Origin of the sequence: Mixta mediterraneensis, from assembly GCF_030283135.1 — a bacterium.
Classification (GTDB): Bacteria; Pseudomonadota; Gammaproteobacteria; order Enterobacterales; family Enterobacteriaceae; genus Pantoea; species Pantoea mediterraneensis.
The window spans coordinates 1-20,710 of sequence record NZ_JASUAZ010000045.1 but is presented as its reverse complement, the minus strand read 5'-3'; the positions used below and the strand labels follow the sequence as shown (position 1 = coordinate 20,710).

Annotated in this window: 16 protein-coding genes; 13 read left to right on the top strand and 3 right to left on the bottom strand. The window is 52.3% G+C overall.

Going from position 1 to position 20,710, the window contains the following annotated elements; genetic code table 11:
- Positions 1–35: 35 nt before the first annotated feature.
- Together msrQ and msrP are read right to left on the bottom strand one after the other, a co-directional pair.
- Entirely contained in the window at positions 36–638 is a 603-nt protein-coding gene (gene msrQ / locus QRY16_RS18375; protein WP_289777619.1) for a protein-methionine-sulfoxide reductase heme-binding subunit MsrQ, read from the bottom strand.
- On the bottom strand, positions 639–1,643 hold the full coding sequence (gene msrP, locus QRY16_RS18370; protein ID WP_193405673.1) for a protein-methionine-sulfoxide reductase catalytic subunit MsrP: 1,005 nt from the start codon (positions 1,641–1,643) through the stop codon (positions 639–641).
- Positions 1,644–1,934: 291 nt separating this feature from the next.
- Between msrP and csrD the strand changes: the two genes are divergently transcribed.
- The 8 genes from csrD to tldD all read left to right on the top strand — a co-directional run bounded on the left by csrD (position 1,935) and on the right by tldD (position 14,429).
- Positions 1,935–3,884 carry an RNase E specificity factor CsrD gene (csrD, locus tag QRY16_RS18365; protein ID WP_289777618.1) on the top strand — a complete coding sequence of 650 codons (1,950 nt, stop codon included), beginning with the start codon at positions 1,935–1,937 and terminating at the stop codon, positions 3,882–3,884.
- 310 nt (positions 3,885–4,194) lie between these two features.
- Positions 4,195–5,238: a rod shape-determining protein MreB gene (mreB, locus tag QRY16_RS18360; RefSeq protein ID WP_003855260.1), complete on the top strand. Its 1,044-nt coding sequence runs from the start codon at positions 4,195–4,197 to the stop codon at positions 5,236–5,238.
- A 148-nt stretch (positions 5,239–5,386) separates the two neighbouring features.
- Positions 5,387–6,409 (top strand): rod shape-determining protein MreC, encoded by a 1,023-nt coding sequence (mreC, locus tag QRY16_RS18355; RefSeq protein ID WP_289777617.1) that lies wholly within the window; start codon positions 5,387–5,389, stop codon positions 6,407–6,409.
- The gene (mreD, locus tag QRY16_RS18350; protein WP_193405675.1) at positions 6,406–6,894 is read left to right on the top strand and encodes a rod shape-determining protein MreD; all 489 of its coding nucleotides are present in this window, start codon (positions 6,406–6,408) and stop codon (positions 6,892–6,894) included. The genes mreC and mreD overlap by 4 nt, the downstream gene beginning before the upstream one ends.
- 8 nt (positions 6,895–6,902) lie before the next feature.
- A complete protein-coding gene (locus QRY16_RS18345; protein ID WP_289777616.1) occupies positions 6,903–7,490 on the top strand; it encodes a Maf family protein in 588 nt (195 codons plus the stop codon).
- On the top strand, positions 7,487–8,956 hold the full coding sequence (gene rng / locus QRY16_RS18340) for a ribonuclease G (protein ID WP_193405677.1): 1,470 nt from the start codon (positions 7,487–7,489) through the stop codon (positions 8,954–8,956). Before QRY16_RS18345 ends, rng begins: the two co-directional genes overlap by 4 nt.
- A 153-nt stretch (positions 8,957–9,109) precedes the next feature.
- Positions 9,110–12,919, top strand: coding sequence for an AsmA2 domain-containing protein YhdP (yhdP, locus tag QRY16_RS18335; RefSeq protein WP_289777615.1), 3,810 nt, complete (start codon positions 9,110–9,112; stop codon positions 12,917–12,919).
- Positions 12,920–12,983: 64 nt separating this feature from the next.
- A complete protein-coding gene (gene tldD, locus QRY16_RS18330; protein WP_289777614.1) occupies positions 12,984–14,429 on the top strand; it encodes a metalloprotease TldD in 1,446 nt (481 codons plus the stop codon).
- 33 nt (positions 14,430–14,462) lie between these two features.
- Here tldD and aaeR read toward each other — a convergent pair whose 3' ends face one another.
- Positions 14,463–15,380, bottom strand: coding sequence for an HTH-type transcriptional activator AaeR (gene aaeR / locus QRY16_RS18325; RefSeq protein WP_289777613.1), 918 nt, complete (start codon positions 15,378–15,380; stop codon positions 14,463–14,465).
- A 244-nt stretch (positions 15,381–15,624) separates the two neighbouring features.
- Here aaeR and aaeX point away from each other — a divergent pair, with 244 nt between their 5' ends.
- The 5 genes from aaeX to QRY16_RS18300 all read left to right on the top strand — a co-directional run bounded on the left by aaeX (position 15,625) and on the right by QRY16_RS18300 (position 20,622).
- Positions 15,625–15,828, top strand: coding sequence for a p-hydroxybenzoic acid efflux pump operon protein AaeX (gene aaeX, locus QRY16_RS18320; RefSeq protein ID WP_193405681.1), 204 nt, complete (start codon positions 15,625–15,627; stop codon positions 15,826–15,828).
- A gap of 7 nt (positions 15,829–15,835) precedes the next feature.
- Positions 15,836–16,768, top strand: a complete 933-nt coding sequence (gene aaeA, locus QRY16_RS18315; protein ID WP_193405682.1) for a p-hydroxybenzoic acid efflux pump subunit AaeA — start codon at positions 15,836–15,838, stop codon at positions 16,766–16,768.
- A gap of 5 nt (positions 16,769–16,773) precedes the next feature.
- On the top strand, positions 16,774–18,726 hold the full coding sequence (gene aaeB / locus QRY16_RS18310; protein ID WP_289777612.1) for a p-hydroxybenzoic acid efflux pump subunit AaeB: 1,953 nt from the start codon (positions 16,774–16,776) through the stop codon (positions 18,724–18,726).
- A gap of 112 nt (positions 18,727–18,838) precedes the next feature.
- A complete protein-coding gene (locus QRY16_RS18305; RefSeq protein ID WP_193405684.1) occupies positions 18,839–20,293 on the top strand; it encodes an NAD-dependent succinate-semialdehyde dehydrogenase in 1,455 nt (484 codons plus the stop codon).
- Between the two features lie 59 nt (positions 20,294–20,352).
- On the top strand, positions 20,353–20,622 hold the full coding sequence (locus tag QRY16_RS18300) for a barstar family protein (RefSeq protein ID WP_238939007.1): 270 nt from the start codon (positions 20,353–20,355) through the stop codon (positions 20,620–20,622).
- Positions 20,623–20,710: the final 88 nt, after the last annotated feature.

Below are 20,710 nucleotides of genomic sequence, written 5' to 3'. Positions count from 1 at the left end.
TCAGAGAGTAAATGAGAAAAACAACTCAGGCGGGGTTAAAAGGGCCACCATTTGCGAAACTTTTTGTAACGCCACGCGAGCAGCAGTGCTGCGATAAAGGCATAAATCAGGGGCTGCGGCGACACAACTTTCACCGACCACAAATAGTGTATGGGGGCGAGGATAGCCACGACATAAATACAGTTATGCAAAGTTTGCCAGCGCTTGCCGAGTTTGCGTTGCATAAACCGGAAAGAGGTGACGGCTAGCGCCAAAAGTATCAGCCAGCAAATGATCCCAAGCGTCAGGTAGGGGCGGGAGACTAATTCGCTTCCCAGCAAACGCAGGTTATCCACGCCGAGCTCAAGCAGGTAATAGCTCAGCAAATGTAAGCAGGCCCAGGCGAATGTCCAGACGCCAAGCAGACGGCGCGTGCGAATGAATAGCGGCTGTTTCACGTAGCGCGCAAGCGGCGAAACCAGCAGCGTGGCCAGTAACAGCTTCAGCGCCATGCGACCGGTAAAATGCTGAATATCTTTCGCCGGATCGGCGCTTAACCCACCCTGGCTGGCCGCCAGAAACAGATAAACCAGCGGCAGTAACGCGGCCAGATGCAACACGACTTTTAGCCAGGTGATCTGCTTAATCGACAGTCGCACTTAATAATTCTCCCGCAAATCGAGACCATGATAGAGCGATGCTACCTGCTCCGCATAACCGTTAAATAACAGCGTTGGCTGACGCTCAACCTTCAGGGCGCTGCCAGGGCCAATAAAACGTTCAGTCGCTTGTGACCAGCGTGGATGATTTACATGGGGGTTCACGTTGGCATAAAACCCGTATTCATCGCTGGCAATCTGGTTCCAGGTTGTCGGTGGTTGATCGCGCGTTAAGGTAATTTTGACAATGGATTTAACGCCTTTGAATCCATACTTCCACGGTACGGTCAGGCGAATCGGTGCGCCGTTTTGTGGGGGTAAGGCTTTGCCATAGACACCGGTACTGAGAAGAGTAAGGGGATGCATCGCTTCATCTAAACGCAGACCCTCAACGTAAGGGTAGTTCAGCCCGCCACCAATAAAGCGGTCTTTTTGGCCCGGCATTTGATCGGGAGCATACAGAGTCTGAAAGGCGACGAAGCGTGCATTGCTGGTGGGTTCCGCCAGGCGGAGAAGTTTGTTTAACTCAAAGCCGACCCAGGGCACCACCATTGACCAGGCCTCGACGCAGCGCATACGATAAATACGTTGCTCCATAGCAAAACGTTTAAAAATCTCGTCCATATCCAGCGTAACTGGCTTAGCGACTTCGCCATCAATGACAAGCTTCCACGGTTCGGTTTTCAGTGTGCCCGCGTTCGCGGCAGGATCGGCTTTATCCAGACCAAATTCGTAATAATTATTGTAACCAGAAACCTTCGATTCGGGCGTTAAGGTCAGGTCCGCCTGATATTGTGCCGGCCTGGTGAAATCCAGCGGGCGGCCAGCTGGCGCAGCTGATCGATCGTTACCTTTGAACCAGCTGAGAATATCCGCGTTAGCGATGCCGGGTACGCTTATGGCGGCGGCGCTTAAACCCAACGCCTTTAACACCTGACGGCGTTGCATATTAAAGATGCTTTCGGGGGTGACGTCGGCTTCGGTCAGATTATTTGTGGGTTTCATGCTGCCTTCTCCAGACTCGATTTGCTTTTAACATGACGAATATCGCGAGCGCTGGCGAATTTTTTCGCCAAAATGCGAAATTTCCTGGCAAACGCTGCCAATGAGAATACGCCGAAAAAATCCACAATAAACACCCGCTGTCATCTGTCAGCGGTATACTGGCTTATCATGCATTGCCACGCTGTCGCCTGACGCAAATTATGCTATTTTGCTCGCGATTTCATCAGCCCGGTTCGGCGATGCCATACAGGAACGAGATCCGGTCATTACCCTCGTATTACAGGCACAGGGATGCGATTAACCACCAAACTGTCTGCGTTTATTACATTTCTTAGTGTACTGGCGATGTTACTCATGCTGGTAGGCTGTGCTTTTAGCGTTCTTTGGTTAAATAACCAGCGGGTTGAAAATCGCGTGCAGGTACTGGCCACCGAAGTCGATAAATCCTTACTCGTCCAGACGCCCGCTCAGCTTAATGACTGGTTATCCCGACTGATGCCGGTAATGAATGCTGAACAGCTTTCATTACATAGCGGTAGCCATACGCTGCTCATGCTCTCACGTCAGGAACATCAAATGATTGAGAATGAGCCCAATCGTTTTATCCAGTTTGACGTCCCGCTAATCCATCAGTCAGGGGTAAAGCTGCGCGTTCTGTTACTCGATCCGGCAAAAACCTGGCTGCGCTCGATCACGGCGGCTTACACGCTTGGCGCGTTATTGTCAGTGGTGCTGGTGATGAGTTTGCTATTGCTGATGATGCACCGTTGGTTAACCCGACAATGGCGTGGCATGGAACAGCTTGAAGTACGCGCAGAAGCGATTATTAACGGCGATCGTCAGATAACAGATAAGAAAAAAAGTGATGAATGGCCGCCCAGGGCCAGCCGTGCACTGGATGTATTGCTGGGTGAGCTGCAAGAAGCGAGTGAACAGCGTCTGCGTATCGATATCTTAATACGTACTTTTGTCGCTCAGGATGGCCGAACCGGTCTAAATAACCGGCTGTTTTTTGATAATCAGCTAGCCACGCTGCTTGAAGATCAGGAGGCGGTGGGGACACATGGCGTAGTGATGATGGTGCGTCTGCCCGATCTGGATACGCTTAGCGGCGAACTGAATCCATCGATAGTTGAAGAATATCTGTTCGATTTGGTGAATATGCTGTCGACTTTTGTGCTGCGCTACCCTGGCGCGCTACTGGCACGCTATTTCCGCAGTGATTTTGCCGTATTGCTACCGCATCGAAGTTTAAAAGAAGCGAATAGCATCGCTGATAAATTAATTAATGCCGTTGATTCACTACCGCCAATGCGAATGGTGAACCGCGACGATTTAATCCACATCGGTATCAGCGCCTGGCACAGCGGTCAAACCGTGTCGCAAGTGATGGATAATGTCGAAATGGCGACCCGCCGTGCGACTTTGCTCGGCGGCAATAACTGGTTAAATGGTGAAGACAATCCGCTGGAGGCCGGACGCGGTAGTGTGCGCTGGCGTAGCTTGCTGGAAAACACACTAAGCCGTGGCGGTCCGCGCTTGTATCAAAAACCGGCGGTAAACAAGGAAGGTAAAGTACAGCATCGTGTCATGCTGGCGCGTATCTTTGACGGTGATAAAGAGCTGCTGCCAGCGGAATATATGCCACTAGTGCAGCAGTTAGGCATGGCAGGACATTGGGATCAGCAACTGGTAACGCGTATCGCGGCTTTATCGGAGTGGTGGCCAGAAGAGACGCTGGTCATGCCAGTAAATATTGATTCACTATTACAGCGTCCTTTTGTGCTCTGGCTGCAAAATATGCTGCTGCAATGCCCAAAAGGACAAAGAAAGCGATTTTTATTTGAACTTGCCGAGGCGGATGTATGTCAACACATCAATCGCTTAACACCGGTTTTCCGCGCATTAAACGCATTTGGTTGCCGGACTGCGGTAAGCCGGGCGGGATTAACGGTAGTCAGCAGCGCCTATGTCAGGCAATTGCCAGTGGAATTGATCAAGCTTGATCCCGGCTTAGTTCGCAATATTGAGCGTCGCACTGAAAACCAGCTGTTTGTGCAGAATTTAATAGAAGTATGTAAATCGACGCGAGCCCAGGTTTTTGCCGCAGGCGTTCGAACCCGTGCTGAGTGGCAAACCCTGGTGGGATTAGGCGTGGCCGGGGGGCAGGGCGATTTCTTTGCGCCCTCTCAACCGGTAAACAGTAACGTGAAAAAGTATTCTCAACGTTATCGTATTTAGCGCGTTGCGTCGTTTTAACGCATTTATGCGCTGTTTTTAATTAATGAGCGTGGCTCAGGACCCAGAATTTTGAGCCGGAAATGTTAAATTTTATGTCGAAATACCTTTAAGGAAACAGGTTTAAAAGCGGTCAACAGGGCGTGGTTTCGCCGTTCCGCTCATGCTGATGCCTCTAACAGATCATTTAAACGCAATTTGGCGTATTTTTTCACCGAAGCAGAACGTTTTTGCGCCTTGTGGCAGCTTCGTGTGGTTGGTAAAGTAAGCGGATTTTATTTTCCGCCCCCAGCTTGCAGGATTATCCCTTAGTATGTTTAAAAAATTTCGTGGCATGTTTTCCAATGACTTGTCCATTGACCTGGGTACCGCGAATACCCTGATTTATGTAAAAGGACAAGGCATCGTGCTGAACGAGCCTTCCGTGGTTGCTATCCGCCAGGATCGAGCCGGTTCACCGAAAAGTGTTGCGGCCGTCGGTCATGACGCAAAACAGATGCTTGGCCGTACGCCGGGCAATATTGCTGCCATTCGTCCGATGAAAGATGGCGTGATCGCTGATTTTTTCGTCACCGAAAAAATGCTACAGCACTTTATTAAGCAGGTTCATAGCAACAGTTTTATGCGTCCCAGCCCGCGAGTGCTGGTCTGTGTGCCGGTGGGGGCGACGCAGGTAGAACGCCGCGCCATCCGTGAATCTGCACAAGGCGCAGGCGCACGTGAAGTGTTTCTGATCGAAGAGCCAATGGCAGCCGCTATCGGTGCGGGCCTGCCAGTTTCTGAAGCGACCGGTTCGATGGTGGTGGATATTGGTGGCGGCACCACAGAAGTTGCGGTGATCTCCCTGAATGGCGTGGTCTATTCCTCCTCGGTGCGTATCGGTGGTGACCGTTTCGATGAAGCTATTATTAATTATGTGCGTCGTAATTACGGTTCACTGATTGGTGAAGCGACCGCAGAACGTATCAAGCATGAGATTGGGTCAGCTTACCCAGGCGATGAAGTGCGTGAAATTGAAGTACGTGGCCGTAATCTGGCAGAAGGCGTACCGCGCGGCTTTACACTGAACTCCAATGAGATTCTCGAAGCGCTGCAGGAACCGCTGACCGGTATCGTTAGTGCGGTAATGGTCGCGCTGGAGCAGTGCCCGCCAGAACTGGCGTCTGACATCTCCGAACGCGGCATGGTATTAACTGGCGGCGGTGCGCTACTGCGTAATCTGGATCGCCTGTTGATGGAAGAAACCGGCATTCCGGTCGTTGTCGCAGAAGATCCATTAACATGCGTAGCGCGCGGTGGCGGTAAAGCGTTGGAAATGATCGACATGCATGGCGGCGATTTGTTCAGCGAAGAATAATCGTCTCAACCGGCTGAGACCGTTAACTATCATGCGCAGGGAGTAGCGTGTAAGCTGGCGCTACACGCGTCGGTCAGATGCGTCCAGCCCAGGGAAGTACGGTATTGACTGTGCTTCCTTATCTGTTGTCGAGGAACACGCAGATTATATGAAGCCGATTTTTAGCAGGGGGCCTTCCCTGCAGTTGCGTCTTTTTTTGGCGGTGATCGTGGCAATTGCCATTATTATTGCCGACAGCCGTGTGGGTTCATTTACCCAAATACGCAACTATCTGGATACCTCGGTCAGCCCGTTTTACTTTCTGGCCAACGGGCCGCGCCAGCTGCTTGATGGCGTATCAGAAACGCTGGCATCTCGCCAGCAGCTCGAACTGGAAAACAAAGCGTTACGTCGCGAACTCTTCCTGAAAAATAGCGACCTGCTGATGCTGGGGCAATATAAGCAGGAAAATGCGCGCTTGCGTGAACTGTTAGGTTCGCCGCTGCGTCAGGATGAGCAGAAGATGGTGACGCAGGTGATTTCTACCGGGACCGATCCTTATACCGATCAAGTGGTTATCGATAAAGGCAGCATTAACGGGGTCTATGAAGGCCAACCAGTTATCAGCGATAAAGGTGTGGTGGGTCAGGTCATCGCCGTTGGGCAAATGACCAGCCGCGTGTTGCTGATTTGCGATGCTTCGCATGCGCTGCCGATACAGGTTTTACGAAACGATATTCGTGTTATTGCCGCCGGTAATGGCTGCTCCGAAGATTTGCAGCTTGAGCATTTGCCCGGCAATACCGACATTCGCGTAGGCGATGTATTGGTTACCTCAGGGCTGGGTGGGCGTTTCCCTGAAGGGTATCCGGTTGGGGTGGTTTCTTCCGTGAAGGTTGATACGCAACGCGCCTATACCGTCATTCAGGCGCGTCCAGCCGCTGGCCTGCAGCGTCTGCGTTATCTGCTGCTGCTGTGGGGAGCCGATCGTAATGGCGATATGCCCATGGCGCCGGATGAAGTCCATCGCGTTGCTAACGAGCGGCTGATGCAAATGATGCCGCAGGTTTTACCCCCTGCCGGTGAAATGGGTCCTCCCGCGCCTGCCGCGCAAATGGGCCCGCCTGCACCCGCACGCAGTGAAAGCAGCGCACAAGGTTCGCCAGCTCCCTCACGCGGAGGTCAGCCTTGAGTCGGTATCGCAGCCAGGGTCGTTGGGTGATCTGGCTGTCCTTTCTGGTTGCCTTTGTCCTGCAAATCATGCCCTGGCCGGAACAAATCTATATGTTCCGGCCTTCATGGCTTTTGTTGATTCTTATTTACTGGGTGCTGGCGCTACCGCACCGGGTTAACGTTGGTAGCGGCTTTTTATTGGGTGCGATTATGGATTTGATCGCCGGTTCCACGCTCGGCGTGCGCGCCTTAGCGCTGAGTATCATCGCCTACCTGGTTGCCTTTAAATTCCAACTTTTCCGCAACTTAGCGTTGTGGCAGCAAGCGTTAATGGTTATGGTGCTGTCGCTGGCGGTGGATGTGATTGTATTCTGGGCGGAATTTTTAGTGATCAACGTCTCATTTCGACCCGAAATTTTCTGGAGCAGCGTCGTCGACGGTATTCTCTGGCCCTGGCTATTCTTATTAATGAGAAAGATTCGTCGTCAGTTTGCTGTTCAATAAGGAAATTTATGGTAACCCTTTATCTGGCTTCCGGTTCACCGCGTCGGCGTGAACTGTTGACTCAGCTTGGCCTCACGTTTGAACGACTCGTCACCGACGTTGAAGAGCAGCGTCAGCCGAATGAAGCGGCTGAGGCGTATGTTCGTCGCCTGGCAAACGAAAAAGCGTACGCTGGCGTTGCAGCCGCAGAGCATGGTTTACCGGTGCTAGGCGCCGATACTATCGTAGTGTTAAATGGCGAAGTGCTGGAAAAACCACGCGATACTGAACACGCTGCTGAAATGCTCCGCAAGCTCTCAGGACAAACACATCAGGTGATGACCGCTGTGGCGCTGGCCGATCGCCAGCAGGCATTAGATTGTCTGGTCACGACCGATGTCACATTTCGCAGCCTAACCGCGGCGGATATTAGTGAATACATTGCGACCGGCGAGCCGATGGATAAAGCCGGGGCATACGGCATTCAGGGCAGGGGTGGAAACTTTGTCCGAAAAATTAATGGAAGCTACCACGCGGTTGTCGGATTACCTTTGGTTGAAACAGGAGAGTTATTCAACCATTTTCAGTCACTGCGAGCCTTAAGAGGTCAACCATGACGGCCGAATTGTTGGTCAACGTCACGCCATCGGAAACGCGCGTGGCTTACATTGACGGCGGTATCCTGCAGGAAATCCATATCGAACGCGAGGCGCGCCGCGGTATTGTCGGTAACATTTATAAAGGCCGAGTGAGTCGCGTATTGCCCGGCATGCAGGCTGCCTTTGTTGATATTGGGCTGGAGAAAGCGGCTTTTTTGCATGCCTCTGACATCATGCCCCATACCGAATGTGTGGCGGGGGACGAGAAGAAAAATTTCATTGTGCGCGATATTGCTGAGTTGGTGCGCCAAGGCCAGGATTTAATGGTGCAGGTGGTAAAGGATCCCCTCGGCACCAAAGGCGCGCGCCTGACGACTGATATTACTTTGCCATCACGTTACCTGGTGTTTATGCCAGGCGCGTCGCATGTGGGCGTATCACAACGTATCGAAAGTGAAAGCGAGCGTGAACGCCTGAAGGCTGTCGTCGCGGATTATTGTGACGACCTCGGCGGCTTTATTATTCGTACCGCCGCAGAAGGCATCGGCAACGAAGAGCTCGCGCAAGACGCCGCTTTTCTGAAACGCCTGTGGACCAAAGTCAGCGAGCGTAAAAAACGTAACCAAACCCGCTGCCTGCTTTACGGCGAGCTGGCGCTGGCGCAACGCATTCTGCGTGACTTTGCTGGCGCTGCGCTGGATCGCATTCGTGTCGATTCCCGTCTGACCTGCGATTTGCTGGTGGAATTTACCAGCGAGTATATTCCGGAAATGGCCAGCAAGCTGGAGCTCTACAATGGCAAGCAGCCGATTTTTGATCTGTTCGACGTGGAAAACGAAATCCAACGCTCACTGGATCGTAAGGTTGAGCTAAAATCTGGCGGTTATCTGATCATCGATCAAACCGAAGCGATGACCACCATTGATATTAATACCGGCGCGTTTGTCGGCCATCGCAATCTTGATGAGACCATCTTTAATACTAACGTCGAAGCAACGCAGGCGATTGCGCGTCAGCTGCGGTTGCGTAATCTTGGCGGCATTATCATCATCGACTTCATCGATATGAGCAATGAAGAGCATCGCCGCCGCGTGCTGCACTCCCTGGAAAGTGCGCTGAATAAAGATCGCGTGAAAACAGGCATTAACGGTTTTTCTGCGCTCGGATTGGTGGAGATGACACGCAAGCGCACACGCGAAAGTATTGAGCATGTGCTGTGTGAAGATTGCCCGGTGTGCAAAGGCCGCGGCACGTTGAAAACGGTCGAAACCGTCTGCTATGAAATCATGCGTGAAATTGTACGCGTCCATCATGCTTATGATTCGGATCGCTTTCTGGTTTATGTCTCGCCAGCCGTTGGCGAAGCGTTAAAAACTGATGAATCACATGCGCTGGCTGAAGTGGAAATCTTTGTCGGCAAGCAGGTCAAAGTGCATGTCGAAGCGCTTTATACCCAGGAGCAGTTCGACGTTGTGATGATGTAGCGTCTTGTTAATGCTGGCCCTGGGCACAACATCAGGCTAAAAAGGCATCCCGGTTTAGGTTAGAATGCAAATTCATACCGCTTATTTTTGTCTGTAGACGGTCGGGTATGAGAATCATTCTCCGTCGTTCGCGGAAGGCAAGGAGAGGTGTGAGTGAGGCAGTTGCCGAGGATATTATTACTGCTGGTTGCGACAATCATCGTGATTATCGCGTTGCTGGTCAGTGGGCTGCGTCTGGTGATGCCGCATCTCGACAGCTACCGCAGCAATATTATGCTGTTCGTCTCCAGGACCAGCGGTCTGCCGTTTAGCGCGGGGAAGCTGCATGGCAAGTGGGAAAACTTTGGCCCCAGCCTGCAAATCCATGATCTCAATGTTGAGATGAAGGATGGCGGAAAACTCACTATTGCTCGCGTCAATCTTGCGCTGGATGTCTGGCAATCTTTGCTGCACTGGCGCTGGCAGTTTCGCAATCTCACCTTCTGGCAATTGCATCTCAACAGTAATCATCCGCTGCTGACAAGCGATGAACAAAAAAATAGCTTCAGGCCAAGCCAGATCAACCAACTCTTTTTACGCCAGTTTGACCATTTTGATCTGCGTGACAGCACCATTCGTTTTCTTACGCCTTCTGGTCAACATGCCGAACTGGCGATTCCAAAGCTCACCTGGGTCAACGAGAAAACGCGTCACCGCGCTGAAGGAGAAGTCAGTCTTTCCAGCTTTACCGGCCAGCACGGCGTGGTGCAGGTGCGGCTCGACCTCAACGACAGTAATGGCTTACTCAACGACGGACGCATCTGGATGCAGGCGGACGATGTTGACGTTCGTCCATGGCTGGGACGCTGGATGCGCGACAATACCCGTCTCGTCAGCGCCCGTTTTAGCCTTGCTGCGTGGGTCAGTCTGCGTGGCGGTGACATCTACGCAGGCGATCTCCTGCTGCGCAAAGGGGGTGCCAACTGGCGAGGCGAAAGCGGTCCACATCAGTTACAGGTTAATGGCCTGACCGCGCATCTTTCGCGCTTTCAAAACGGCTGGGTGGTTAATGTGCCGCAAACGCGTTTGAGTACTGACGGCGAGCCGTGGCCTGCCGGACATTTTTCACTGCTATGGCAACCTCAGGATCCGCAGTTGCTGGGCGCGGATCGGCAGGCGGAAGTGCGTGTTCGTGCTACCCAGCTGGATTTACAGCATATTGCGCCGCTGGTGCCGTTGTTCGCGCCATTATCGCCCGCGCTGTTTGATAACTGGCGCGCCCTACAACCGCAAGGCATCATCGAAGGGCTGGCACTGGATATTCCCTTACAGCAGCCGGACCAGACGCGTATGCTGGTGAAAGGGCGTGACTTTAGCTGGCAGCCCTGGAAGCTGCTGCCGGGCATCAGCCATTTGAGTGGTGAAGCGCGTGGTAGCCTGGCGAATGGTCAGGTGAAAATCGATATGGGCCGCGCTGATGTGCCGTATGGCAACATGTTCCAGGCGCCTCTGGAAATCCATCAAATTCAGGGATCAATGCGCTGGTTACGTGATCGACATGGCTTAACGCTGGATGGCAAGGATCTCGATGTACAGGCGCGATCACTGTGGGCGCACGGCGGCTTCCGTTATCAACAAAACAACGGGCGCGAGCCGCGGCTGGATATTCTGGCTGGCATTCGTGTTACCGATGCCGGTGATGCCTGGCGCTATTTCCCGGTTCCTTTAATGGGACACGGTTTAACCCATTATCTCAGCAACGCAATCAAAGGCGGCAAGGTCGATAACGCGACGCTGCTGTTTGCCGGTAATCCCAAACTGTTCCCCTTCAGGCACAACGACGGCATGTTCCAGGTGTGGGTGCCGCTGCGCCAGGCCACCTACGCTTTCCAGCCTGACTGGCCGGACATCAGCGATTTTGCTATCGATCTTAACTTTATTAATGACGGCTTGTGGATGAACGCGCCTGCTGCAAAACTGGGCAAGGTTGATGTACGCGCGATTAGCGCCATCATCCCAGATTACCTCAAAGAAAAGCTGATTATCGATGGCGACATCAGTGGTGAAGGCAACCAGATTGCCGACTACTTTCAGCAAACGCCGTTGCAAAACTCGCTGGGCGCGGCATTGCAGCAATTACAAATTAAGGGCAACACGCGCGGACATCTCAATCTGGATATTCCATTAGATGGCAAGCTGGTGCATGCCAGCGGCAATGTGGTGATGAACAATAATTCATTGCACATTAAACCACTCAACACCACGCTGACGAACCTGAGCGGCCGATTCCGTTACAACAACGGTAATCTGGAAAGTGACGAAATGCAGGCGAGCTGGTTTGGTCAGCCGCTCAGTGTCACGTTCAGTACTACGGAAAACCCGGATGATTTTGGTGTTAACGTCAAACTGCTGGGTGACTGGCAGCCGGGTAAAATGACACAAATTCCCCAGCAGTTCCGCAGTCAGCTTGGCGGTCATGTGCCGTGGCAGGGTAATGTCGATATTACCTTACCGCACAAAGGTGGCGCCCGTTACAACGTTGCATTAAAGGGTGAAGCAAAAGAAGTAAGCAGTCGCTTACCTGCACCATTAGATAAGCAGGCCGGTGAGGCGATGCCGGTGGCTATTAATGTCAGCGGCGATTTACACAGTTTCGTCCTGGGCGGTAGCGTTGATCAGCGTCATCGCTTCAATAGCCGTTGGCTGCTGGAGCCGCAGCTGCGTATCGATCGCGGTATCTGGTTAAACGATGCGAAACGCCTGCCAGCCTTGCCTGATAAATCTGGCATGGTGCTGAACTTACCGGCGATGGATGGCGAAGCCTGGGCAGCATTAATGGCTACGGGCAGTGCCGGGACACCCGGCACACGTCAGATCGGCGGCGCAACTATTCCAGGCAACATCCTTCTGCGCAGCCCGGCGGTCACGCTGGCAGGGCAACAATGGCATGATATTGATGCTACGCTGACGGAAGGGATAAGCGGCAGCACTCAGGTTTCAGTAAAGGGCAAAGAAATTCAGGGACGATTGACTACCTCCTCTTTCGCGCCCTGGCAAATTGCCCTGGATTACCTTTATTACAATCCGCAATGGGGAAACAGCCCGGCGCAAAGCAAACCCCCGCAGTCGCAATCCAGCGCGATCAATTTTAGTAACTGGCCGACGTTACAAATACGCTGCGCTGAGTGTTGGATCCGGGGACAGAAATATGGACGCATGCAGGCAATGCTGCAACCCAAAGGCGATACGTTAGCACTAACTAACGGTTCAGTGGATACCGGTAATACGCAACTGAAAGTACAGGGCGAATGGGTTAACCGACCGAATGATCAACGCACCTCGCTGAAAGGCACGTTAAAAGGCCAGAACATTAATAACGCGACCAACTGGTTTGGTGTGAATACACCGCTGCGCGACGCGCCATTCAACATTGAGTACGATCTGCACTGGCGTGCAGCGCCGTGGCAACCTTCAGAAGAAACGCTGAGCGGTACATTGAAAACACATTTTGGCAAAGGCCAAATCGCGGACGTAAATACCGGTGCTGCAGGGCAAATATTACGACTGATGAGCTTCGATGCGCTGCTGCGCAAGTTACGCTTTGATTTCCGCGACACCTTTAATGAAGGTTTCTATTTCGATTCGATCAACGGCACGGCATGGATTGAAAATGGCGTAATGCGCACCGATAACCTGCTGGTGGATGGGCTGGAAGCCGACATTGCTATGCAGGGTAAAATGGATTTAGTACAGCGCCGGATTGATATGGAAGCGGTAGTGGCACCGGAAATATCCGCTTCGGTGGGGGTCGCTGCCGCCTTTGTGGTTAACCCGGTAGTGGGCGCGGCGGTTTTTGCCGCCAGTAAGGTGTTAGGCCCGCTGTGGAATAAAATATCGCTGCTGCGTTACCACATCAGCGGCCCGCTGGATAAACCGGAAATCAATGAAGTGCTACGCAAACCGCGTGAAAACGCTATCAAGTGAATTTGACGCCGTACTGGAATTACCGCAGGCTATGATTATCCGAGCACATAATGAGTGAGAAACGATGACTCTGAACCTGGTAAGTGAGCAGTTGCTAACTGCTAACAGCATTAATCAGCAGGACCTTTTTTCCCTGTTAGGGCAGCTTTCAGAACGTCGTCTGGATTATGCCGATCTCTATTTTCAGTCCAGCTTTCACGAATCCTGGGTGCTGGAAGACAAAATCATCAAAGATGGTTCGTATCATATCGATCAGGGCGTAGGTGTGCGTGCGGTTAGCGGTGAGAAAACCGGTTTCGCCTATGCTGACCAAATTACGCTGAATGCGCTGCGTTTGTCATCAGAAGCGGCGCGCAGCATCGTGCGTGAGCAAGGTAATGGCAAAGCACATACCTTGTCGGCGGTGGTTAATCGCTCGCTGTATGCACCTGTTGATCCGCTGAACAGCCTGACGCGTGAAGATAAAATTGCGTTGCTTCATCGGGTGGACCAGGTTGCGCGTGCTACCGATCCGCGGGTGCAGGAAGTGAATGCCAGCCTGAGCGGCGTATATGAGCAAGTGTTAGTTGTCGCAACCGATGGCACGCTGGCGGCGGATGTTCGCCCGCTGGTACGCCTTTCCATCAGCGTTCAGGTGGAAGATAACGGCAAGCGCGAACGCGGCTCAAGTGGCGGAGGTGCGCGTAAAGGCTATGAATTTTTCCTTGCCGACGAAAGCGGCGATGTGCGTGCTGATGTCTGGGCGCGCGAAGCGGTGCGCATGGCACTGGTAAACCTGTCTGCCGTGGCGGCACCTGCCGGAACCTTACCGGTGGTGTTAGGCGCAGGTTGGCCGGGCGTATTGCTGCACGAAGCGGTCGGACATGGCCTGGAAGGCGACTTCAACCGCCGTGGCACCTCTGTATTCAGTGGCAAAATGGGTCAGCTGGTCGCTTCCGATCTGTGTACGGTGGTTGACGATGGCACCATTGATGGCCTGCGCGGGTCGCTGTCGGTAGACGATGAAGGCGTACCAGGGCAGTACAACGTGCTGATCGAAAAGGGTGTGTTGAAAGGTTATATGCAGGACAAGCTCAACGCTCGCCTGATGGGCATGAATCCAACGGGTAATGGTCGTCGCGAATCTTACGCGCATCTGCCTATGCCACGTATGACTAACACCTATATGTTGGCGGGACAATCTACGCCACAGGAAATCATCGAAAGCGTTGAATACGGTTTGTATGCGCCGAACTTCGGCGGCGGTCAGGTTGATATTACGTCTGGAAAGTTCGTGTTCTCTACCTCCGAAGCCTACCTTATTGAGAAGGGCAAAGTGACCAGGCCGGTGAAAGGTGCGACGCTGATCGGTTCAGGCATTGAAGCTATGCAACAGATTTCAATGGTGGGTAACGATCTGGCGCTGGATAAAGGCGTCGGCGTATGCGGTAAAGAAGGACAAAGTGTACCGGTTGGTGTAGGCCAGCCAACGTTGAAACTAGATAAACTTACCATCGGCGGTACCGCCTGATAAACATCTGACAGCCCGCCAACTGGCGGGTTGTTAGCTTTTACGGTGCTGCTGATATTGCTCGGCGACCTGCTCAAAATATTCTGTCAGATAATCGATGCAGACCTGCACTTTAAGCGGCAACTTATCCTTCTCGGTATACAGCGCATAAACCGGGCGCGGATCGGATTGGTATTGCGAGAATAGAATATCGATTTCGCCTGCATTTATCTCTTCAGCCACCCACATCATGGGGACATAGGCGATGCCATTCCCTGCTTTTAGCCAGCGAATCAACGTCAGGGAGTCATTGGTAACGAAGCGGCCCTGCGGCGATAAACGCGTCACCAGTCCTTCGGGGGCGATGAGTTCAAAATTATTGTCGGGGCGCACGCTGTATTCCAGCCAGGCAAAATTGTCGATGTCGCTGGGTTTCTCTGGCGTGCCGTATTGCGCCAGATAACTTTTCGCCGCGCACACTACCATCGGCATAGCACCAAGGCGACGGGAAAACAGGCTGGAGTCTTTTAACGTGCCGACGCGAATCACTAAATCTAACCCGTCAGCGATCAAATCAGGCGCAGGAATACCGGTAACAAGGTTCACGCTCAGGCCGGGGTATTCACGCAGCATATCGCTGGTCATGCCTGCAAGTACGTTTTGCGCCATAGTCGAAGAGCTGCCAATGCGCAGCACGCCAATCGGCGTGTTATTAAAAGCATAAAGCTGTTCGTGGACCTGCATCGCTTCTGCCAGCATGCGGCGACAGCCCTGATAATAAATTTTGCCCGCTTCAGTAAGCCCAATGCTGCGTGTGCTGCGGTTAAGCAATTTCACCTGAAGCTCATCTTCCAGTTTTGCAACGATTTGGCTGATAGATGACACGCTAAGATGGAGTTGGCGCGCGGCGGCGGTAAACGAACCCAATTCAACCACTTTGGCGAAGATGGACATGCCTTTTAGTCGTTCCATTGTTTACTCTGGCTAAAAAGTGATTTAGTTCACATTCTGTAGAAAACGTATAGTTAAGCACGTTACTATAAGCGCGCCGGGGTATTTCCCGGTGGTTCTTCATTGTCTGATGTCATCCGATGATACGCTATTATTAAGCCATCTGTGGTTCGGATGTGGTGACCCACTGTTGTGTCATGCCACTATTATGATGCGATCAGTCAGGCAACGGATTATCCCGGCAAGGTCGAACTAAGGATTTCTGATGAGTGTGCTTCCGGTATTTGTCGTGTTTGGGCTCTCTTTCCCGCCCGTATTCATTGAATTGATCATTTCACTCATGCTTTTTTGGTTAGTGAAACGCGTGCTGACGCCCAGCGGTATTTATGATCTTGTCTGGCATCCGGCACTTTTTAACACAGCGCTTTACTGCTGTGTGTTTTATGTTGTATCCCGTCTATTTGTCTGAGGTTTAAGTGAAAGCGCTCATAAGAAAAATCGCGCGATACGCGATTACCATCCTGCTGGTCATCATCGCCATCGTCATTATTTTCCGCGCCTGGGTGTTCTATACCGAATCGCCCTGGACACGTGATGCTAAATTTGCTGCTGATATTGTGGCGATATCGCCTGATGTCACCGGTTTAATCACGGATGTACCGATCCACGACAACCAGTTATTGAAAAAGGGCGACACGCTGTTTGTCGTTGATCGCCCACGCTACCAAAAAGCCTTAGATGAAGCCCAGGCTGACGTTGAGTATTATCAGGCATTGGTCAGTGAGAAACGTCGTGAAGCAGGGCGTCGCAATAAGTTGGGCACGACAGCAATGTCGCGTGAAGCTATTGATCAAGCAAACAATGATTTGCAAACCAGTGAGCACCAGCTGGCGAAAGCTGTCGCCACGCGTGACCTGGCGAAAATCGACCTTGACCGCACTACGATCAAAGCACCGTCCGACGGTTGGGTAACGAATCTCAATGTGTTCGAAGGGGAATACATTACACGCGGTTCGGTGGCGGTTGCGCTGGTACAGCAGCGTTCATTCTATGTACTGGCCTATCTGGAAGAAACCAAATTACGGGGTGTACGGCCAGGCTTTCGCGCTGAAATTACGCCACTGGGCAGCAATATGGTACTGCACGGCACGGTTGACAGCATAGCGGCGGGTGTGACTAACAGCAGCAGCTCAGTGGACACCAAAGGCATGGCAACCATAGATTCGAATCTGGAATGGGTACGTCTGGCGCAGCGTGTGCCGGTGCGTATTCGTCTTGATCAGCAACCGGGTAACCGCTTCCCGGCAGGCACCACCGCCACGGTGGTGATTACAGGTAAAAACGATCGGCAGCACACTAACGTCTCGCCGATGACCCGGCTGTTTAATCGCCTGCGTGAGTTTGGCTAAGCGTTATGATCGAATTTTTGCGTTTCCCGATAAAGCTATGCTTCGCGCTGGTAGCAGCGCTGATGATTGGCTTTCATCTGAATCTTGAAACGCCGCGTTGGGCAGTCATGACCGCCGGGATCGTGGCGGGTGGTACCGCTTTTGCGGCGGGTGGCGATCCTTATTCAGGCGCGCTGCGCTATCGTGGTATTTTGCGCATTATCGGTACTTTTATTGGCTGTATTGCTGCGCTTACTATCATGATTGCCACAGTACGCGCACCGGTTGTTATGTTGCTGTTGTGCTGCATATGGGCCGGATTGTGCGTCTGGCTTTCTTCACTGATTAAAGTTGAAAATTCCTACGCGCTCGGTTTAGCCGGTTACACCGCGTTGATTATTGTGGTGACCGCAGATGCCAGCGGCGGCCTGATGCTGGCACCGCAATATGCGGTTGAGCGTTGTAGCGAAATCGTTTTAGGAATTTTATGCGCGATCCTTGCTGATATGATCTTCTCGCCGCGATCGATTAAGAAAGTGATCGATCAGGAAGTGGATTCGTTGCTGGTGGCGCATTACAAATTGCTGCAACTGTGCGTCGCGCATAGTAATAAAGAAGAAGTGGATAAGGCATGGGCAGAGCTGGTTCGTCGCACGACTGCCCTCAACAACATGCGCAGCCAGCTCATGATGGAATCCTCGCGTTGGCAGAACGCTAATCGCCGTCTGCAAATGCTCAACACCTTATCGCTGACGCTGATAACCCAGGCGGCAGAAACCTTTCTTATCCAGAATACACGCCCTGATTACATTGCCGCACAGTATCGTTTGCTGATTGAAAAAGATGTTGAAAATGTTGATGACGTACATAAGCGCATGAAGATTATGCGCCGGGTGCTCGGCATCAGTAGCAAAACCTCACCGCTAACGTTGGCAAGTTGGGTCGGCGCAGCAACGGAATATTTACTGCTGATCAATGGTATCCGAAGTAATAGCTGGATTACGACGATCGAAGAGGAAATTTTACAGCGTGAAGTGGTGATTCAGGCGCGTTCGGCTGAAACTCATCACGCCGCGATCAATGGTATTCGTACCTTTGTGGCTACCGCGCTGGGCTCGCTGTTTTGGCTATATACCGGCTGGACGTCTGGCAGTGGTTGCATGGTCATGCTGGCAGTAATTACTGCGCTGGCGATGCGTATGCCGAACCCGCTGATGATGGCGAAAGATTTTCTGTATGGCATGACGGTGGCCGTGCCGCTTGGCGCGCTTTACTTTATGTATGTGTTGCCCGCCACGCAGCAGAGCGCCCTGTTATTGTGTATCGCCATCGGTTTGCTGGGCTTTATCGGCGGCATCTTCGTTCAGCGCCGCCAGCTCGGAACGCTGGGTGCATTGATCGGCAGCATCAACGTATTGGTGCTGGATAATCCGATGCAGTTCCAGTTCAATGTTTTCCTCGACAATGTGTTAGGGCAGGTTATCGGTTGCTTCGTGGCAATGACCGTGATCCTGCTGATTCGTGATAAATCGAAAGCGCGCACTGGCCGTAAGTTACTGAACCGCTTTATGTATGCGGCAGTGTCGGCAATGACCACCAATCAGGCGCGTCGTCGTGAAAATCATCTGCCTGCACTCTATCAGCAGCTATTTCTGCTGTTGAATTTGTTTCCTGGCGATATAGATAAATACCGTATCGCGCTGACGCTGATTATCGGTCACCAACGTTTACGCAACGCGGAAGTACCGATTAATGCCGATTTGTCGGCTTTCCATCGTCAGCTTCGTTACACCGCAGATCGGGTCATTTCCGCCGGAAGCGATGACAAACGTCGTCACTATTTCGAACGCTTGCTGAAAGAACTGGACGTTTATCAGGAAAAGCTGATGCATTACGAGGCGCCTGTCAGCGTCACAGAGCCGGTTAAACGTCTGGCAGACATGTTGAGTAAATACCAAAATACCCTACTTCAAATCTGAATCTGGCCGCTGTGTTCAGCAGCGGCCTGTGCAATGCCTTCCCGTCACAAAACCTGTCGCTTTTGCCAACTATACTTTCCTGACGAAAAGTAAATCTGACAGGAGCAAATGAATGCGTATTTCACTACAAGACAGCGAATTTTTTCAAACTGGCTACTTAGCCGACGGCAAATGGCACACCGCCGCTTCGACCTTTGACGTAACCAATCCAGCCACTGGCGAAGTTATCGCGCAGGTAGCGAAAGCCGGTAAAAGCGAAACCGAACAGGCAATTGCGGCTGCGCAACGGGCCTTTCCTGCCTGGCGGGCGAAAACGGCCAAAGCTCGCGCCGAAATCCTGAATCGCTGGTATCAGCTGATGATTGAAAATAAACACTGGCTCGGCCAGTTGATGACCACCGAACAGGGCAAACCGGTAAAAGAAGCGGAAGGTGAAGTAGAGTATGCCGCCAGTTTTATCCAGTGGTTTGCCGAGCAGGCCAAGCGCGTTAATGGCGAAATCATCCCACCGGCTAAAGCGGGATCACGCATTCTTGCTACGCGTGAACCGATTGGCGTGGTTGCGGCTATCACACCGTGGAATTTCCCGATGGCTATGCTGACGCGCAAACTAGGCCCGGCACTGGCTGCGGGCTGTACGGGGATTATCAAACCCGCCAACAACACACCTCTGAGTGCGTTTGCGCTGCTGGCGCTGGCGAAAAAAGCCGGCGTGCCGGACGGCGTATTAAATGCCGTTGCAGGCGACACGCATGCCATCAGCGACGCGATCATGGCCAGCAAAGCTGTACGCAAAATTTCCTTCACCGGTTCTACTGAAGTCGGCAAATTGCTGATGCGTAATGCCGCCGAGACAATGAAGAAAGTGTCGATGGAGCTGGGCGGTAATGCACCTTATATCGTCTTCGACGATGCGGACATTGACGCAGCCGTTAAAGGTGCGATTGCCAACAAATTCCGTAATGCCGGGCAGGTTTGCGTTAGCGTTAACCGTTTCTATATTCACAACGCCATCTATGACCGTTTCGTGAATCAACTTGCCGATGAAGTGAAAAAACTCAAAGTCGGTAATGGTATGGAAGAGGGGGTAATTGTTGGGCCGCTGATCGAAAAATCCGCCGTGGAAAAGGTGGAACAGCATATTAAAGACGCAGTAGCCAAAGGCGGCAAACTGCTGGCAGGCGGCGACCGCCATGCGTTGGGCGGCAATTTCTGGCAACCCACGGTGATTGCTGACGCGCATGAGGACATGCAGCTGGCGCAGGAGGAAACTTTTGGTCCGGTGGCTGCTTGTTTCCGTTTCGATGATGAAGAAGAGGTCATCCGTCGCGCTAATGAAACCGATTACGGCCTGGCAGCCTACTTCTATACGCAGAATTTGCAGCGCGTATTCCGCGTTTCAGCGGCGCTGGAAAGCGGCATGATCGGCATTAACGAATGTGCGGTATCGACCGAGTTGGCACCGTTTGGCGGTGTAAAAGAGTCAGGGCTGGGACGCGAAGGGTCAGTACTCGGTATAGAAGAGTATCTGGAAATTAAAGCATTACATTTGGGCGGCTTAAACTAGTTTCACATCAACGGGCGGCGAAAAATGTCGCCCAAAGCAGGAAGATGGGAGCTGTTCACATGAAAATCGAGCGTTTTGACTTCAATGAAATCGTTGATCAGGCCCATTTTTTTCGCCAGTTCAGCGAACGCTTTGCCATAGACGATCGGCGTATCTGCGATCTGGATGGGCTGTGGAGTATCGTCACGAGTGAAACATTGCCAATGCCACTGGAAATTGAGTTCGTGAACCTTGGAAAGGGGCAGAAGAGGCGCTACGGTGCGCTGATTTTGTTGTTTGATGAAGCGGAAGAGGAGCTGGAGGGTCAGCTCCATTTCAATATCAAATAACACGAAAAAGGGCTCCGGCGAGCGGAGCCAAAGGGTTCGTCAATCAGTTGACGAGGAATTACTTATAAAGCTCAGCGGTGATGTGATA

What these genes read in the sequence shown, in the direction of transcription:
- csrD (WP_289777618.1), top strand. Translation starts at nt 1,935, where the DNA reads ATGCGATTAACCACCAAACTGTCTGCGTTTATTACATTTCTTAGTGTA.
- aaeR (WP_289777613.1), bottom strand. Translation starts at nt 15,380, where the DNA reads ATGGAACGACTAAAAGGCATGTCCATCTTCGCCAAAGTGGTTGAATTG.
- QRY16_RS18300 (WP_238939007.1), top strand. Translation starts at nt 20,353, where the DNA reads ATGAAAATCGAGCGTTTTGACTTCAATGAAATCGTTGATCAGGCCCAT.
- mreC (WP_289777617.1), top strand. Translation starts at nt 5,387, where the DNA reads ATGAAGCCGATTTTTAGCAGGGGGCCTTCCCTGCAGTTGCGTCTTTTT.
- tldD (WP_289777614.1), top strand. Translation starts at nt 12,984, where the DNA reads ATGACTCTGAACCTGGTAAGTGAGCAGTTGCTAACTGCTAACAGCATT.
- mreB (WP_003855260.1), top strand. Translation starts at nt 4,195, where the DNA reads ATGTTTAAAAAATTTCGTGGCATGTTTTCCAATGACTTGTCCATTGAC.
- aaeB (WP_289777612.1), top strand. Translation starts at nt 16,774, where the DNA reads ATGATCGAATTTTTGCGTTTCCCGATAAAGCTATGCTTCGCGCTGGTA.
- rng (WP_193405677.1), top strand. Translation starts at nt 7,487, where the DNA reads ATGACGGCCGAATTGTTGGTCAACGTCACGCCATCGGAAACGCGCGTG.
- QRY16_RS18305 (WP_193405684.1), top strand. Translation starts at nt 18,839, where the DNA reads ATGCGTATTTCACTACAAGACAGCGAATTTTTTCAAACTGGCTACTTA.
- msrP (WP_193405673.1), bottom strand. Translation starts at nt 1,643, where the DNA reads ATGAAACCCACAAATAATCTGACCGAAGCCGACGTCACCCCCGAAAGC.
- aaeX (WP_193405681.1), top strand. Translation starts at nt 15,625, where the DNA reads ATGAGTGTGCTTCCGGTATTTGTCGTGTTTGGGCTCTCTTTCCCGCCC.
- QRY16_RS18345 (WP_289777616.1), top strand. Translation starts at nt 6,903, where the DNA reads ATGGTAACCCTTTATCTGGCTTCCGGTTCACCGCGTCGGCGTGAACTG.